The following is a 16,730-nucleotide window of genomic DNA, read 5'->3' as shown; positions in this document are numbered from 1 at the left end:
GCAGCGCTCGGCTCATAAACTAAAATAGAGTCCCAATATGAAGTTATGTAAATAATTTTCACAAACATAATAATAATTTGTAATAAATTATGATACGGCAGCATTGTATAAAGAGAACTTGGAAGTAAAAAACAACATCTTAATCAGGTTTTCCAGTCGTTCATAGAAGTTTGAAGTTTTTTAACAAAAGTTTTAATCTGAAAGCCTGGAGATCGTAAACTTATTTCTTGGATGTCTGTTTTAAACCTTTCGTAACTCGTCAGGCAGTGCTGACATCAAAAAATGAACTGAACCATTCAGTTTTGAGTCCAATTATTCTTAACCAAGCAAATTAGGAGATTTAACGCAATGGTTTTAGATGCATTTGCAAAAGTAGTTTCCCAAGCTGATACACGCGGCGAATATCTCTCTGATGCACAATTGGATGCATTGAGCGAACTAGTCAAAGATGGTAACAAGCGTGCAGATGCTGTTAACCGTATTACCAGCAATGCGTCAGCTCTTGTTGCTGCTGCGGCTCGTGATTTGTGGGCAGAACAACCCCAATTGATCACTCCCGGTGGTAATGCTTACACCAGCCGTCGTGCAGCTGCTTGTATCAGAGACTTGGACATCATTCTTCGCTATATCACCTACGCTATCTTTGCTGGCGATTCCAGCGTGCTAGACGATCGCGCCCTCAATGGATTGCGGGAAACCTACTTGGCATTGGGAACTCCAGGAGCTTCAGTTGCTGTTGGTATTCAAAAGCTGAAACAAGCTTCTTTGGCAATTGTCAACGATACAAACAATATCACCAGAGGCGATTGCAGTGCTTTGGCATCTGAAATAGCTAGCTATTTCGATCGTGCTGCTGCTGCTGTAGCTTAAGCAAAGCTTGCATTGCTGATGTTGACTAAATAATTGTCCATAGGACAAAACAAAATTTCAACCATAACGTTTGTAAAAGGGAAATACCAAAATGACAAAAACACCTCTAACTGAAGCAATCGCATCGGCTGATTCTCAAGGACGCTACCTCAGCAGCACCGAAATTCAAGTTGCTTTTGGTCGCTTCCGCCAAGCTCCTGCTAGCTTACAAGCAGCAAAAGCATTGAGCGCTAATGCTCAACGCTTGACCGAAGGTGCTGCTCAAGCAGTATATAACAAGTTCCCTTACACCACTCAACAACAAGGCCCTAACTTCGCGTATGATGCGCGCGGTAAAGGCAAGTGTGTACGTGATGTCGGCTACTACTTGCGGATTATCACATACGCTTTAGTTGTTGGTGGCACAGGCCCCTTGGATGATTTCTTGATTTCTGGCTTGGCTGAAATCAACCGGACTTTTGATCTGTCTCCTAGCTGGTACATTGAAGCTCTCAAGTACATCAAAGCTAACCACGGTCTTAGCGGCGATCCAGCTGTTGAAGCAAATTCCTACATCGACTACGTAATCAATACTCTAAGCTAGAGTGTTTCTTTAGCCCGGAGAGGAAATCAGCTCTTATGACAAGTAAGTTCTATGAGTTGTTTATCTCTCCGGGCAGTTTTTTAAGAAAAGCTAGCTGAAAACCCTGGAGAAAGAAGAACGTAGTTCTGTATTTTTTGCTTTAGAACAGGGATAAAAGCTGCCGACGTAGCACGGTATTTGCTACAACTTTGGGAAAGTTCACAACCCAGTGCCTCTTTTAAGCTACCGTCAATTGGCACAATATTTTTGTCAGTACAAGATTTAAAAACCTACCCTCGGACTGGGGGAAAGTATACGCCCGAAATAACGTAAGGAGATATCACTACGCCCTTGTGGCAGATGTGGTAAGGCAGCGAGCGCAATCTTCTCCCTTCTCTTACGAGACGCTACGTGTTCGCGGAGCATCCCATAGGGAAGGAAAGACGCTAGCGCAGTCCCTATGAGGAAGCAAGGTATGCGTGGTGTCTGGCAGAGAGAGAACGTCTAGAGGTTTCTCCCCCATGAGAGACTGCCAAACCCATAGGGTGAGCCTGGGAACCTGTGGAAACAGGATATTAAGGCAGCTATGTCTTAAAAATCGCCTTACTTTAGGTAAGGTGAGTGTCAATTTCAATAAAGACTGTTAAAAGACTAGAAAAAATTTTCTAAAAAGTTTTCAGTTTTGCAGTTAAAACTGAGGAGGTTTTAAAGATGGCAGCTTTGGGACAAGCAGCAAGATTAGGGATTGGAGCGTTTGAAAATTCAGCGCCAGTAGAACTACGCCCTGATAGAACAGAAGCCGATGTAGCAGTGGTTATCCGGGCGGCTTACCGTCAGGTTTTGGGTAATGCATATCTACTAGAAGGAGACCGTCTAGAGAGTGCAGAATCACTGTTGCAGCAAGGTGCAATCACCGTTAGGGGATTTGTGCTAGCCATTGCTCAATCAGAACTCTATCGGGATAAGTTTTTCCACTCCAACTCCCAAACTCGGTTTATCGAGTTGAATTATAAGCATTTATTGGGGCGTGCCCCAGAAGATGAGTCAGAGATTTCGTACCATGTTGAGCTTTACAACTCACAAGGTTACGAAGCTGAGATTAATTCTTACATTGACTCATTAGAATATCAAGAGAGTTTTGGCGAAAATATTGTCCCCTACTATAAAGGCTTTAAAAGTCAAGTAGGACAGAAAAACGTTGGCTATAGCCGACTGTTCCAACTGTATCGGGGTTATGCCAATAGCGATCGCGCTCAAGGACAAAAACAAGGACGGCTAACTTGGGAAGTAGCTAAGAATCTAGCTTCACCCATTTACCCAGTCTCTGCCGGAGCCTTAGCAGGTCTTTCTAGAGGCGAACGCGGCGAAACATACCGGATCAGAGTGCTACAAGCAGCTTCCCCAAACTCAACTGTAGTAAGGCGCGGTACTGCGGAATTGATCGTACCCTACGAGCAACTTTCTAGTAAATTGCAGCAGTTGAATCGCAAGGGCAGTAAGGTTATTAGCATTACAGCCGTATAAATAGGGAATTGGGGAATTAAGTGAGGAGTTAGGAGTGAGGAGTTAGAAGTGAGGAGTGAGGAGTTAGAAGTTATGAGTTTTAAATTCCTAACTATATCCCTACCCTTAACTCCTAACTCTTACACTCCTAACTCCTAATTTTTCCAACTACTAATTACAAAAGGAAAATTACCAATGGCTATTACAACAGCAGCTTCCCGGTTGGGAACAGAACCTTTTAGCGATCAGTCTCCTGTGGAATTGCGTCCGAATGCAACCAAAGAAGACATTGAGAGAGTAATTTCTGCCGTCTATCGTCAGGTGTTGGGCAACAACTACATCTTGACATCAGACCGTCTGACAAGTGCTGAATCTATTCTGCGCGATGGAAAAATTACAGTTCAAGAGTTTGTACGTCAACTAGCTAAATCGGAACTGTACAAAACCAAGTTTTTCTACGACAACTTCCAAACTCGCGTCATTGAACTGAACTACAAACATTTGTTGGGTCGTGCCCCTTATGATGAGTCTGATGTCGTCTATCACTTAGACTTGTATCAAACCAAGGGATACGAAGCCGACATTGATTCTTATATTGATTCGCCAGAGTATCAATCTAGCTTTGGTGAAAATATAGTGCCTTACTATCGCGGCTTTAATACCCAAACAGGACAAAAAACTGTCGGATTTAGCCGGATATTCCAACTTTATCGCGGCTATGCCAGTAGCGATACCTCCCAACTCAAAGGCAAATCTTCTCGTCTTGCTAGCGAACTAGGTCGCAATAGCGCATCCATCGTTGTTCCTCCCTCTGGTGGCCCATCAGGCTTTTCATACGTTGCTTCTGAAAAAGGCGTTACCCCCAACAGTACTTTTGGTGGTGCGGGAACCTTTGGTAAAGAAGGCAGACTTTACCGCATTGAAGTAGCAGGTGTTTTTGGAGCTGGTTATCCTAGCACACGCCGCGTCAATCAAGCGGTGGTTATACCTTATGAAGAACTATCTAGTTACTTCCAGAGAGTGGTAAAACAAGGTGGTAAAATAGCTAGTGTGAAACCTCTTTAGTGCCATTTGTCAATAGTCATTAGTCATAAGTCATTATTAAAGGCAAAAGACTAATGACAATTTAGAATTGGGAATTAATTTTATGGTTGGATCAATTAGTAGTAGAACGAGTAGTCGCTACTTTCGATATGAAGTAGTAGGTCTGCGCCAAAGCGAAGAAACTGAAAAAACCAACTATCCCATTCGTTCTAGTGCAACTGTGTTTTTCACAGTACCTGAGAACCGGATGAATCAAGAAATGCAGCGGATTACTCGCTTGGGTGGCAAAATAGTCAGCATTCAGCCATTGAACGCTGAAGCTCAAACAAATAGCGAACAAAGCGATCCTCCTTCTTCATAATGAATTCTAGTCCGCAGAAATTTGAAGATTTATCACCGACAGGTAACTCTGGCGATGGTGAATCTTTAACAGTAGAGCAAGCGATCGCTAATCTTGAGAGTGCAGATTTAGGTCTGCGCTTTTATGCTGCTTGGTGGTTGGGTAGGTTTCGGATATGTGAAGCAGCTGCGGTTACAGGATTGATTAAAGCGTTAGAAGATGAAGCCGACAGAACACCAGAAGGCGGATATCCTCTGCGACGGAACGCAGCTAGGGCTTTAGGGAAACTAGGCGATCGCCAGGCAGTCTCACCTTTAATTGCATGTTTAGACTGCTCGGATTTTTATGTCCGGGAAGCAGCGGCACAATCCTTAGAAATGCTGGGCGATCCGGTTTGCATTCCCGCCCTGATTGAGTTATTAAAAGTAGGTTTGCAGGGAGGGCAGCTGATATCACAGCCTGATTTATCTCAACCCTACGAAGCCATTTTAGAAGCCTTGGGAGCCTTGAGGGCGACTGAGTGCGTCGCCTTGGTAAAACCATTTTTAGAGCATCCAATCGAATTGGTGCAATATGCTGCCGCACGAGCGATGTATCAATTAACCCAAGAACCAGTTTATGGAGAACGGTTAGTAAAAGCTCTGACAGGAGATAAATTGCAATTGCGTCGAGCAGTCTTAGCAGACTTGGGAGCAATTGGCTATCTACCCGCAGCAGATGCGATCGCCGAAACTCTTGCCGAAAATAGTCTAAAGCTAATTTCTCTTAAAGGATTACTAGAACATCAAGTTAAGCACACAGCAACAAGCACTTTGTCAGATGGTGCGATTAAAGTGATAAATTTGATGGACTCGCTTTTGTAGTTATAATTTCCCAGGCATTAGTTGTTATTAATACGCTTAAATCAACTGTTTGTCACAGATAAACCCCTAACATAACTGCAAGATAAGGGCTAGGGGGTTTATGCCTGATGTCAACTACGGAGAACTTAAGCTACAATTGGCAGATCCCTAATGACTGATGGCAAATTTTTATGAATAACAGTGACCTTGCGCAAATATTAATTCGTGCTGTGGAAGAAGCAGACTCCTCGGATCGCTTATTAGACGCAGTTCAGGAGTTAGCGGCAGCTGGCATAGAGGAATCTGTTCCCACTCTGATTGCAGCTTTGGGCTACAACAATCCAGGGGCAGCAGTGGCAGCAGTAGATGGACTAATTGCGATCGGCGAAGCCGCAGTACCGTCACTATTGGAACTAATTGATGACTACAACTACAGTGCGAGAGCCTGGGCTATCCGTGCCTTAGCGGGAATTGGCGATGTTCGGGCGCTCGATACCTTGTTAGAGGCAGCAAAAACTGATTTTTCCTTAAGCGTGCGGCGGGCAGCTGCCAGAGGATTAGGCACTTTGCGCTTGCATCAACTACCTGCTGAGAAAGTGGAATCTGTTCAGACTCAGGTATTAGAGGCATTATTACTAATTTCTCAAGATCCAGAGTGGATAGTGCGCTATGCAGCAGTAACGAGTTTAGAAACACTAGCGATCGCCATAGCAGTCACTTTACCCGATCGAGCGTCACTAATTACAAATCAACTTCAGCAAATACTCGATACTGATGCCGATTTGGGAGTTCGTACTCGCGTAGAATTTGCACAGCAAAAAATTCAACAGCAACAACATCAAGAAATGTTTGCACCAAAAAGAAAGCTAGAAGATACTGAAGTGACTGAAATACCTCATCGTGGTGGTGGCAGACGGTAAATCACCAGACACCAACCGCCCTTGCGGTATGGTGTTAGGTTCTGCCAATTCATCGGGGATAGCCTTCAGAACTCCTTGTTTTATTAGTTCTTACATTCGCTTCTCCGATGGGGAGTCCTGGTTCCCAAGACCTTAGTTTTTGTAAAACTAACCAGGCGATAAAGATTGAATTTCTGCCTGGATATTGCCACGAGCAGATGGTTCGGCAAACTCTGACATTAAAGGCGTAAAATAAATACGCGATCGCTGTAAAAATCGTTCTAAAATTTTCTGACGGCCTGTAATATACTCTGCTTCTGCCACCCAGCCATATTCCTGACGAATAGCATGGGCGTATTCTTGATAATCAACTGAGTTATTAGCCAAAATCGCTAAATCTGCATCAACTAGGACTTGGCTATCATAGTCATTTACCGCAGCTTGGTGATCTTTAGTATTCAGAATCAGACGGGTGACAGTAGTTATGATACTTTCTGGAATACCCAAATTACTCAGCAACTCAAAAGCATAGTCTGCACTTCGTTCTTCGTTATCTTTAGCTTCAGTGTCATACACTACGTCGTGAAACCAGGCCGCTAATTGAACAGCAGCTAGGTTGTTGGTGTAGCCTTGCAAAATCTCAATTGTGCTGAGAACGCGATCGATGTGTTTCAGTGTATGGTAATAGCGACCAGGGGTAGAGTAAGCTTCAACCAAGAGATTAAAGGCTTTTTCAGCCGCTACCTGGTCAACGCCAAAGGGTTGGAGTGTATGTTGCCAGTTATAAAATAAAATATCCATAAAGTTTTTTGTAGGCATAGAGGCAGTATACCCATTCTGAGTATTGGAAAAAATAAGTACATGCTGTTAAAACAGCAGTAGAAGACTTCAAGTAGAACCTCACCTTCTAACTCCGCCAGGAGAAAGAGGGAAAAATTTTCCTCCCCTTACTTGCAGCAAAGGGTTAGGAGTGAGTTCACGCGAATATATTTACAAGTTATAAATCTAGTTATAAATCAATGAAACTTTGGACGCCCAATCAACATCTGGACAATGGAAGATTCATTATACAAAAAGTCCTTGGTGGCGGTGGCTTTGGTGTCACCTATAGCGCCATAGAACAGCATACAGGTAAATTAGTTGTTATTAAAACCCTCAACCATATTCAACAAAGTAAAGAAGACTTCCAGCAGCGACAGGTAAAATTTGTCAATGAAGCCTTGCGGTTAGCCAGATGCAGCCATACTCATATTGTCCAAGTCTATGAAGTTATCCAAGAAGATGGCCTCTGGGGCATGGTGATGGAATATATTGATGGGGAAGATTTAGGTGTTTATGTTGAACAGCATGGACAATTGTCGGAAGATGAAGCCTTACGTTCCATTGACCAAGTAGGTCAGGCTTTAGAATATATCCACAAACAGGGATTTTTACATCGAGATGTCAAACCCAATAATATTATTTTGCGTTGTGGTAAATCAGAAGCAGTTTTAATTGATTTTGGGTTAGCAAGAGAATATACCATTGGACAAGTGGGAAGCATGACTAATGAAAGAACTAATGGTTATGCACCCATTGAACAGTATGAAAGACAGGGTAATTTTGGTCATTATACTGATGTTTACGCCTTAGCTGCGACCCTGTATAGTTTGCTCACAAACGAAGTACCTTTCCCTGCTAATTTTAGGGATAAGGGCATACCTTTACCACCACCAAAGCAATTTAATCCGCAAATTAGTGACAGGGTAAATGATGCGATTCTCAAGGGGATGGCGTTGCAGCCCCAAGAGCGTCTACAGTCGGTGTTAGAGTTTCGAGAATTGCTGGGTATTGCTAGCACCCAACCACGCCCACAGGAAGGGCAACAGTTAATTTCAGATATCAAAAGTTTGGCGTTGGCATCCCCAGAGTTTCCGCAATTGGCATCAGAGTCTAAAGCATGGTTGGGGATAGATAAAGAAAAATCAGAGGAAGGCATGACTGTAGTGTTGCCAAAGCAATTTAATCCTCAAATTAGCGATAGGGTAAAGGATTGGATTGTTAAACACATAGGATTGCCATCCCCAAAAGGTCTAACATCGGTGCCGGAGTCTGGAGAAAAATTGCCTGAGATGAAGTTAATCTCTGCTGTGGGCATAGATTACACTCGATTGCGAGATTTACTAGCAGATGGAGAGTGGAAAGAAGCAAATGAAGAGGCGACGCGAGTTATGTTAGCAGTCCCTAAAAGAGAAAAGGAAGGCTGGTTTCGCCCTCAAGATATTGACAACTTTCCCTGTGAGGACATCCGTACCATTGACAAGTTGTGGGTAAAATACAGCGATGGACGGTTTGGTTTTTCGGTACAAAAGCGCATTCATCAAAGTTTGGGTGGCACTAGAAATTACAACAAAAAAACTTGGGAAGCTTTTGCCGATCGCGTCGGTTGGAAAAAAGATGGAGAATGGATATTATACTCCAGACACCTGTGTACTTGGAATTTAAATGCACCCTATGGACACCTCCCCCTCCCTCATCATGGTTTTATGTGGGGTTGTGGGTGTTTTCTTTCCCATCAAGATTTGTAATCAGTATTCAATCGGATTTAATCTCAGAGACTTTGCGGGATATGAGTGGTTCACCACTGTGACATCTGATACAGGTAAGTTATGATCGTGGGCATTAATTTTTTATTGTTAAGATGCCAGCTAAAATCATTCTTACCGTTATCCAAGGACAATTATTAGGACAGCAATATATTTTTGATTGCCGCACTAGCTGCATCATCGGTAGAAGTCCAGATTGCAATCCCCAGTTACCAGATGATGAGAATCATCGGGGCATCTCCCGGTATCACTGTCTACTGGATATTAATCCTCCTGATATTCGGGTGCGGGACTTTGGTAGTAAAAATGGCACTTACATTAACGGTAAAAATATTGGACAACGCCAACGAAATCAAACGGCTGAAGAAGCTGTAAAATGCAGCTTTCCAGAGTACGACTTACGAACAGGCGACGAAATCAACTTAGGTCATACTGTTTTTAAAGTTAGTATAGAAATACATCAAGACGAAGTAAATCTACCAACCTTCATCCCTGATGATGTTACTGTCAAAAATAACCCAGTACAACAGGCTTATTTCTTAGACATCATCAAATACTTTCTGAATTTGGCTGAGAGTGGCGATCGCAACCTCAAAGCAATTAGCGGTTATAATCTTGTCAAACTTCTCAGCACGAGTGAATTCGGGGAAGTTTATTTAGCACAGCATAATCAGTCTGGCAAGTTCATAGCCTTAAAGGTCATGTTACCAGCAGTGGCGGCGAATGACTTCGCTGTGCAGATGTTTCTCCGGGAGACGGAAAACACTAAGGCTTTGCAACATCCTCATGTAGTGCAACTGATGGATTGTGGCTTCTCGGAAATTATCTTCTTTTTTACAATGGAATATTGTGAGGGCGGTACTGTATGGGATTTCATGCAACAACTAGGTGGGCGATTGTCTGTTGATATTGCTGTACCGATTATTCTGCAAATTTTAGACGCTTTAGAATATGCCCACAATGTTGAACTGCCTTATGTCAAACTGGCTGATGGTAAGTTTGGCAAAGGTAAAGGTATAGTTCACCGCGACCTCAAACCGAGTAATATCTTCCTAACTAATATTGATGGAAAACTGGTGGCAAAAATCGGTGACTACGGCTTATCTAAGGCATTTGACTTGGCTGGTTTAAGTGGCCAAACTTTGACTGGTACTCAAGCTGGTACTCCCGTTTTCATGCCGCGACAGCAGGTGCTTAACTTTAAATATGCCCAACCGGAAGTAGATATTTGGGCAGTTGCGGCTTGTCTCTACAATATGCTAACAGGTTGTTTCCCCCGCAACTTCACAGGCGATCCCTTTCTGGCAGTTTTACAGAATAATCCCATACCAATTCGCCAACGAGATGCAACAATTATGCAACCCCTAGCGCAGGTGATTGATTTGGCGTTGGTTGATAAGCCAGAAATCCACTTTAAGAGTGCAGCTGAATTTAAGCGGGCATTGTTAAGTGCTTTATCATGGTAGAGTTTACAGCATTTTACGATCTATTTAATCCACATCTGTCGTAGGGGTGCAAGACTCTACGTTCGCCCAGCGTCCCGCAGGGAATATTTTTTATCGCTAGTCCCTAGAACGCACGGCGTAAGTAAATCATTCAAAATCAATCAAATCCTTGCGGTATAGGAATTACGAATTACGAATTACGAATTACGAATTACGAATTCCACATAATGGTGACAACTAAATGAAAGCGTCAAAATAGAAGACACAGGCTTTGTACAAAAAGCCTTGCCTTGATTAACGGAGTTATTATCAGTGGTATTACAAGTACAAACAAGCACCTACGAAGCTAAAACCCAAGAAATTGCTAAACAACTTCTAGCCGCAACGCAGGAAAATCGTTCGTTTTTTTCTTCCCTGCGGGATCAAATGCGTTGGGATGATAAATTACTAGCTTGGGCAATGAGTAATCCTGGGTTGCGGGTGCAGCTATTTCGCTTTATAGATACGTTACCTGCTTTGCACAGTAAATCAGAAATTGCCTCACATTTACAAGAATATTTAGGCGATGAATCTGTAGAATTACCGGCAGCTTTGAAGGGGATGCTAAACTTTGCTAACCCCGACTCAATGCCAGGACAAGTTGCAGCTACAACTGTTGGGACAGCGGTTGAGACGCTTGCCCATAAATATATTTCTGGGGAAAATATTAAACAAGTCATCAAAACAGTTGAACGACTGCGAAAAGAAAAAATGGCTTTCACCATCGACTTACTTGGTGAAGCCGTAATTACCGAAGCGGAAGCGCAGTCTTATCTAGAACGCTATCTAGAATTAATGCAACAATTGGTGGAAGCATCGAAGAATTGGGCAGTTATTCCGGCGATTGATGAGGCTGATGGCGAACCGATACCCAAAGTTCAGGTTTCTGTTAAATTAACGGCCTTTTATTCCCAATTTGACCCATTAGATGCTAAAGGTAGTGAGGAGCGAGTTAGCGATCGCATTCGGATTCTCTTACGTCGTGCTAAAGAGTTGGGCGCAGCTGTGCATTTTGATATGGAACAGTATGCTTATAAAGACATAACTCTCAGCATTCTGAAAAAACTGTTACTAGAAGAAGAATTTAGACAACGCACAGATATTGGCATGACAATTCAAGCATATCTGCGTGATAGCGAACAAGATGCCAAAAACGTAATTTCCTGGTTGAAAGAACGTGGTTATCCCCTAACAATCCGCTTGGTGAAAGGCGCATATTGGGATCAAGAAACTATCAAAGCAGCCCAAAAGCATTGGCCACAGCCAGTCTACAACGACAAAGCCGCAACTGATGCTAACTTTGAAACCATCACTCAGTTGTTGTTAGAAAATCATCAATATGTTTATTCTGCCATTGGTAGCCATAATGTGCGATCGCACTCTCGCGCCATTGCCATAGCTGAAAGTTTAAATGTCCCCCGCCGTCGCTTTGAGTTGCAAGTCCTCTACGGTATGGGTGATAAAGTTGCCAAGGCGTTGGTTGATAAAGGTTATCGGGTGAGAGTTTACTGTCCCTACGGTGAATTATTACCTGGGATGGCGTATTTAATTCGCCGATTGTTGGAAAATACCGCTAATAGTTCTTTTTTACGGCAAAATCTCGAAAATCGACCAATTGAAGAGTTGTTAGCAGCGCCGATTGTCAAAGAAGAAAAAAACTCTTTAACTCCTAACTCCTCACTCCTAACTCCTAACTCTCATTTCTCTGGTGCTGCTGATACCGATTACGCCGAGGAAGAGGTGAGAAAGAAGGCGGCGCAAGCTTTCCAAAGCGTTCGTCAACAACTTGGTAAAACATATTTACCGCTGATTAATGGCGAGTATGTCAATACACCGGAATTTGTTGATTCTCTCAATCCTTCTAAGTTCAGTGAGGTAATTGGTAAAGTTGGTTTGATTAGCGTTGAACAAGCAGAACAGGCGATGCAAGCTGCGAAAGCGGCGTTTCCTGGGTGGAAGAAAACACCAGCTAAACAACGCGCTGATATTTTGCGGAAAGCGGGTGATTTGATGGAACTCCGCCGCGCTGAACTTTCAGCTTGGATAGTTTTGGAAGTTGGGAAACCAGTTAAGGAAGCTGATGGAGAGGTTTCGGAAGCGATAGACTTTTGTCGGTACTACGCTGATGAGATAGAACGGTTAGATGAAGGTGTGAATTATGACATACCTGGTGAAACAAACCGTTATATCTACCAACCACGGGGAATTGCTGTAGTGATTTCTCCCTGGAATTTTCCGCTAGCGATCGCTTGTGGGATGACTGTTGCAGCTTTGGTTTCAGGCAATTGCACTCTCCTCAAACCTGCGGAAACATCTTCTGTAATTGCAGCGAAACTTACAGAAATCTTGGTAGACGCTGGTTTCCCTAAAGGTGTATTTCAATACGTACCTGGTAAGGGTTCGGAAGTCGGGGCTTATTTGGTAAATCATCCAGATACTCATGTAATTGCTTTTACAGGTTCCCAAGAAGTCGGCTGTAGAATTTACGCAGAAGCAGCAACATTGAAACCCGGACAGAAACACATGAAACGGGTGATTGCTGAAATGGGCGGCAAGAATGCCATTATCGTTGATGAAAGTGCTGATTTAGACCAAGCTGTTGTGGGGGTAGTGCAGTCGGCATTTGGTTACAGTGGACAAAAATGTTCTGCTGCTTCCAGGGTGATTGTACTGCAACCCATTTATGATGCCTTTGTGCAGCGGTTGGTGGAAGCGACGAAATCCTTAAATATTGGAGAAGCAGAGTTACCAAGTACACAAGTTGGGCCAGTAATTGATGCTAATGCCCGCGATCGCATCCGCGAGTATATTGAGAAGGGTAAGGCAGAAGCACAATTAGCTTTGGAATTACCAGCACCCGAACAAGGCTACTTTATTGGCCCTGTCATTTTTAGTGAAGTATCTCCAAATGCGGTAATTTCCCAGCAAGAAATTTTTGGCCCTGTGCTGGCGGTAATTCGGGTGAAAGATTTCCAGGAAGCGTTAGCAGTCGCCAACGGTACAAATTTCGCCTTAACTGGCGGACTTTATTCTAGAACGCCTTCGCACATTCAGCAGGCGCAGACAGAGTTTGAAGTCGGCAATTTGTACATCAACCGCAATATTACCGGAGCGATCGTTGGACGGCAACCCTTTGGTGGATTCAAACTTTCTGGAGTAGGTTCTAAAGCAGGTGGCCCTGATTACTTACTGCAATTTTTAGAACCACGCGCGGTGACAGAAAATATTCAACGTCAAGGTTTTGCACCAATTGAAGGAGCAGATTAAACTTAAACCCTTTCCCTAATTGGTCGCGGTAGGAAGCAGTGTTGGGAGCATCCACTTTTGGAAGAAACACCGGGCGATTGGAAATCGCGGCTACACAAACTCTCGTCCGCCTACGCGGACTCTCTGAAACCCGCGCAGGCGGGTTTAGTTTGTATAGCCCCAGACTTCTAGTCTGAGGGCGATCCGCCAAAAGTGGATGCTCCCGCAGTGTTTCGACTACGCTCACAACTGGGCAGTATTCCTCCTGCCTCCTGCCTCTCTTATTAAACTACAATAGGTAGTAAAATCATGTCCGCTTGATTACTTACTAAACCCCAAGAACCCCACCCCGCCGGCGGGGTGGGGTGTGATGACTATGGGAATCACAACTAATTACCCGGACATGATATAACATCAAACAAAGTTAAATGAGTAATTTAGTTATAAAAGCTGCTGAATTACCTAAAGATTTTCCGGCAATTCAAGCAATTAGAAAATCAGTTTTTCAAGAAGAACAAGGGGTAGATCCCGCTTTAGAATTCGATGGCAAAGATGAAATATCGGATCATCTAATTGCTTATTTAAATATGGAAGTTGTGGGTACTGCTAGAATCAGATATTTAGATGATAAAACTGCCAAAATAGAAAGGTTAGCTGTTTTAGCTACAGTAAGAGGGCAAGGTATTGGTAAGAAAATTATGGAAAATGCCCTACAAGTGATAGCTAACAAAAATATTCCAGAAGTAGTGATTCATGCTCAAGAATATGTGAAAGATTTATATAAAAAACTCGATTTTGTAGAAGAAGGAGAAGTATTTGAAGAAGCTAATATTCTCCATGTGAAAATGATCAAAAGATTTTCACAGTTAAAGTAAAAATATTATCTAGTATATTTTTTAACTAATTGTTTGTACAAAAATGTATTTTTATGAGCAATTAACTAAAATATCTCATCAAAATCGACTCTAACTGGACTATGCGAATTGGCTTAACAAGGTAGTCATTAGCGCTACCTGGCAGCATGGCAATTTCCTCCTCTAAAGGTTCGCTAAAGGTCGTCATTACAATCGGTAAATGTTCCCGATAAGGCTCTTTTCTAAGGATTTTCAGCAAATTCCAGATATGAACATCCTTTTTTACTAACTGAAAATCAAAAAAAACTAAATCTGGTTGGAAGTTTTGTACTTGTTTTAAAAAGTCGTTACCATTATCTATCCACTTGACTTGGTAGCCAATTGTGTGGAGATAATCTTGCAACACTGTTGCTGTGTTTTCCTCTTCTTCTACAAGTAAAATAGTTTTATTTGTGGGGATGACTGGAGAAGAAGAGGACGAGGTAAAATTTGCTTCCTCTTCTGTCTCATCTATCTCATTTGTCTCATTTTCCCCATTTTCCCCATTTCCCGGATGCTCTGAATTTGGTAGAAACAGAGTGAACTGACTGCCCTTTCCTAGAGTTGATGTCACGGTAACATCTCCACTATGTAAACGCGCTAATTTCCGCGTCAAGGCTAAACCCAAACCAGTGCCTTCATACTGCCGATTTAAGCGACTGTCAAGCTGTTTAAACGGTTCAAATAGAAATTGAAACTGGCTTGAATCTATACCAATACCAGTATCTGAAACTGTAAACGTTATCCCTTGTGGCACTTTTTTGACTACCAGCGATACTTCACCTGCTGGGGTAAATTTAATGGCATTGGTCAGCAAGTTGAGTAGCATTTGCTTGATGCGCCGCTCATCAGCAATACAAATATCAGCTTCTTGGTCAATTTCATGTGTGAGTTGCAATCCCTTTTCTGAGGCGCGATCGCGCACTGTCCAAATGGCATAATTACATATATCTGCCACTGATAAAGATGATAGTAACAGATCCTCTTTACCTGCTTCTACCTTAGATAAGTCAAGGATATCGTTAATCACTGCCAGCAGGTGTTCGCCACTACTATAGATACAACTTACATATTCGTTCTGCTTTTCATTTAGAGAGCCAACTATTTCTTGTTGCAGTAACTGTGACAAACCCATAATCGCATTGAGAGGTGTCCGCAACTCATGGCTCATGGTTGCTAAAAATTCAGTTTTTGCTCGACTGGCAGCTTCTGCTGCTTCTTGAGAAGCGCGTAGTTTCAACTCTGTTTGCTTACGTTCAGTAATATCCTCAATCATCGCTAGAAAAAACTCAGGTTTACCATTGCTGCCTGGTATAACAGAAACAGAGATATGAGTCCAAAGTAAGTTACCATTTTGATGCTGGCAGCGTCTTTCTATCTCAATACGATGTCTTTCGACAAGCTGTTTCTGATGGTTGGAGGGTTGTAAACCGTCCCTGGAAGTTCTCTTTAAGTCTGTGCGAATTCCTGACATCAGTTGTTTGTAAAGTTTTAAATCCTCCCTTTCTATGGAAATGTAATCTGTAAAGCACTTGCCGTATAACTCTTCTCGGCTGTATCCTAAAATCTCGCACAGTGCCAGATTAGTATCGACTATCTGCCCTTTCATATCTATCAGTCCAATGCCGATAGACGAACGCTCAAAAATCGCCCGAAATTGTGCCTCGCTCTGTCGCAGTGCTTCCTGTACGACGTTTCGCTCGTTCGCCTCTATAGCCAGTGTCACAAAATCTGCAATTGAGCCAGCAAAACTCTCTTCTTCTAAAGTCCATTGGCGACCTTCGCCTATGTGTTCGTGACACACTACGCCTACCAAATGACCCTCTAGCCAAATTGGTGCGTCTAGTATAGATGCGATCCCCAACACTGAAAGATAAGACTCGGATAATTCTTGGGTTCTGGGATCGTTTCTGGCATCATCTGCGGCAATAGTACGTTCCTCTTCTAAAGCCTGGAAATAAGCAGGAAAATCTGTTTTTAAAAGCGAGTTACCAAAGGTATGCTCCTTAGTCTTGACATCATATAAATTAATGCATTCAATTTTTGAACGTTCTTCATTATATAACCATACCCCCACTCGCTCTACTAATAGCGTCTGAGCAGCAGTTTCTGTGATTTCCCTCAACACGGCATTGAGATTACCTTGCTGAAATGTCTTGCTTCTTGCCAGTTGCACCAACGTCTGGCTTTGTTTTCGCCGACTATTTTCTCTGATTCGTAAAGCCTCTTGGGCCTGGTTGTGCTCTGTAATATCTCTAGCTGACACCACCTGCATTAGTTGCCCTCAAGAAGAAATAATTTGGATTTGCAGTTCTACGGAAAAAGTAGAACTGTCTTTGTATAACTACAATTACTTGAGATGGTTTTTCATAACCGGAAAGTATAATTTTTCTAATTAAATTTTATGATTCTGGCTAATTAGTTATAAGCTAGATTTTGCGGATTACTTCTGTTACTTCATA

The 16,730-nt window shown here is 42.7% G+C and carries 13 protein-coding genes; 11 read left to right on the top strand and 2 right to left on the bottom strand.

What is annotated here, in order from left to right:
- Positions 1–348: 348 nt before the first annotated feature.
- From ACM0OX_RS17940 to ACM0OX_RS17910, 7 genes are all read left to right on the top strand, one after another.
- On the top strand, positions 349–870 hold the full coding sequence (locus tag ACM0OX_RS17940; protein WP_289795183.1) for a phycocyanin subunit beta: 522 nt from the start codon (positions 349–351) through the stop codon (positions 868–870).
- A gap of 91 nt (positions 871–961) precedes the next feature.
- Positions 962–1,453: a phycocyanin subunit alpha gene (gene cpcA, locus ACM0OX_RS17935; RefSeq protein WP_229545834.1), complete on the top strand. Its 492-nt coding sequence runs from the start codon at positions 962–964 to the stop codon at positions 1,451–1,453.
- Between the two features lie 690 nt (positions 1,454–2,143).
- Positions 2,144–2,956, top strand: a complete 813-nt coding sequence (locus tag ACM0OX_RS17930) for a phycobilisome rod-core linker polypeptide (protein ID WP_414516428.1) — start codon at positions 2,144–2,146, stop codon at positions 2,954–2,956.
- Positions 2,957–3,130: 174 nt separating this feature from the next.
- The gene (locus ACM0OX_RS17925) at positions 3,131–4,000 is read left to right on the top strand and encodes a phycobilisome rod-core linker polypeptide (protein ID WP_414516427.1); all 870 of its coding nucleotides are present in this window, start codon (positions 3,131–3,133) and stop codon (positions 3,998–4,000) included.
- 82 nt (positions 4,001–4,082) lie between these two features.
- Complete coding sequence (locus ACM0OX_RS17920) at positions 4,083–4,340, top strand: phycobilisome linker polypeptide (RefSeq protein WP_322716705.1); 258 nt, start codon at positions 4,083–4,085, stop codon at positions 4,338–4,340.
- The gene (locus tag ACM0OX_RS17915) at positions 4,340–5,182 is read left to right on the top strand and encodes a HEAT repeat domain-containing protein (RefSeq protein WP_414516426.1); all 843 of its coding nucleotides are present in this window, start codon (positions 4,340–4,342) and stop codon (positions 5,180–5,182) included. Before ACM0OX_RS17920 ends, ACM0OX_RS17915 begins: the two co-directional genes overlap by 1 nt.
- A gap of 170 nt (positions 5,183–5,352) precedes the next feature.
- Positions 5,353–6,081: a HEAT repeat domain-containing protein gene (locus ACM0OX_RS17910; protein WP_414516425.1), complete on the top strand. Its 729-nt coding sequence runs from the start codon at positions 5,353–5,355 to the stop codon at positions 6,079–6,081.
- Positions 6,082–6,228: 147 nt separating this feature from the next.
- Here the strand turns inward: ACM0OX_RS17910 and ACM0OX_RS17905 are convergent, their stop codons facing one another.
- Positions 6,229–6,879 carry a hypothetical protein gene (locus ACM0OX_RS17905; RefSeq protein WP_414516424.1) on the bottom strand — a complete coding sequence of 217 codons (651 nt, stop codon included), beginning with the start codon at positions 6,877–6,879 and terminating at the stop codon, positions 6,229–6,231.
- Positions 6,880–7,079: 200 nt separating this feature from the next.
- On the opposite strand from ACM0OX_RS17905, the gene ACM0OX_RS17900 reads away from it, so the two are divergent.
- The 4 genes from ACM0OX_RS17900 to ACM0OX_RS17885 all read left to right on the top strand — a co-directional run bounded on the left by ACM0OX_RS17900 (position 7,080) and on the right by ACM0OX_RS17885 (position 14,250).
- Positions 7,080–8,627: a serine/threonine-protein kinase gene (locus ACM0OX_RS17900; RefSeq protein WP_414516423.1), complete on the top strand. Its 1,548-nt coding sequence runs from the start codon at positions 7,080–7,082 to the stop codon at positions 8,625–8,627.
- Positions 8,628–8,740: 113 nt separating this feature from the next.
- Positions 8,741–10,111, top strand: a complete 1,371-nt coding sequence (locus ACM0OX_RS17895; RefSeq protein ID WP_414516422.1) for a protein kinase domain-containing protein — start codon at positions 8,741–8,743, stop codon at positions 10,109–10,111.
- A 291-nt stretch (positions 10,112–10,402) separates the two neighbouring features.
- Positions 10,403–13,396: an L-glutamate gamma-semialdehyde dehydrogenase gene (gene pruA, locus ACM0OX_RS17890; protein WP_414516421.1), complete on the top strand. Its 2,994-nt coding sequence runs from the start codon at positions 10,403–10,405 to the stop codon at positions 13,394–13,396.
- Positions 13,397–13,803: 407 nt separating this feature from the next.
- The gene (locus ACM0OX_RS17885; protein WP_414516420.1) at positions 13,804–14,250 is read left to right on the top strand and encodes a GNAT family N-acetyltransferase; all 447 of its coding nucleotides are present in this window, start codon (positions 13,804–13,806) and stop codon (positions 14,248–14,250) included.
- Between the two features lie 61 nt (positions 14,251–14,311).
- Here the strand turns inward: ACM0OX_RS17885 and ACM0OX_RS17880 are convergent, their stop codons facing one another.
- A complete protein-coding gene (locus tag ACM0OX_RS17880; protein WP_414516419.1) occupies positions 14,312–16,543 on the bottom strand; it encodes an ATP-binding protein in 2,232 nt (743 codons plus the stop codon).
- Positions 16,544–16,730 lie beyond the last annotated feature (187 nt).

It is taken from the genome of Nostoc sp. PCC 9305 (genome assembly GCF_963920915.1).
Lineage (GTDB): Bacteria > Cyanobacteriota > Cyanobacteriia > Cyanobacteriales > Nostocaceae > Nostoc.
The sequence above is the reverse complement of the archived record's forward strand: the minus strand, read 5'-3'. Positions and strand labels throughout refer to the sequence as shown.

Excerpts from the sequence above, each read along its gene's own strand:
- ACM0OX_RS17910 (WP_414516425.1), top strand. The coding sequence starts at position 5,353 with ATGAATAACAGTGACCTTGCGCAAATATTAATTCGTGCTGTGGAAGAA.
- ACM0OX_RS17905 (WP_414516424.1), bottom strand. The coding sequence starts at position 6,879 with ATGCCTACAAAAAACTTTATGGATATTTTATTTTATAACTGGCAACAT.
- ACM0OX_RS17895 (WP_414516422.1), top strand. The coding sequence starts at position 8,741 with ATGCCAGCTAAAATCATTCTTACCGTTATCCAAGGACAATTATTAGGA.
- ACM0OX_RS17940 (WP_289795183.1), top strand. The coding sequence starts at position 349 with ATGGTTTTAGATGCATTTGCAAAAGTAGTTTCCCAAGCTGATACACGC.
- ACM0OX_RS17920 (WP_322716705.1), top strand. The coding sequence starts at position 4,083 with ATGGTTGGATCAATTAGTAGTAGAACGAGTAGTCGCTACTTTCGATAT.
- ACM0OX_RS17900 (WP_414516423.1), top strand. The coding sequence starts at position 7,080 with ATGAAACTTTGGACGCCCAATCAACATCTGGACAATGGAAGATTCATT.
- ACM0OX_RS17885 (WP_414516420.1), top strand. The coding sequence starts at position 13,804 with ATGAGTAATTTAGTTATAAAAGCTGCTGAATTACCTAAAGATTTTCCG.
- ACM0OX_RS17880 (WP_414516419.1), bottom strand. The coding sequence starts at position 16,543 with ATGCAGGTGGTGTCAGCTAGAGATATTACAGAGCACAACCAGGCCCAA.
- ACM0OX_RS17925 (WP_414516427.1), top strand. The coding sequence starts at position 3,131 with ATGGCTATTACAACAGCAGCTTCCCGGTTGGGAACAGAACCTTTTAGC.
- ACM0OX_RS17930 (WP_414516428.1), top strand. The coding sequence starts at position 2,144 with ATGGCAGCTTTGGGACAAGCAGCAAGATTAGGGATTGGAGCGTTTGAA.
- ACM0OX_RS17915 (WP_414516426.1), top strand. The coding sequence starts at position 4,340 with ATGAATTCTAGTCCGCAGAAATTTGAAGATTTATCACCGACAGGTAAC.
- cpcA (WP_229545834.1), top strand. The coding sequence starts at position 962 with ATGACAAAAACACCTCTAACTGAAGCAATCGCATCGGCTGATTCTCAA.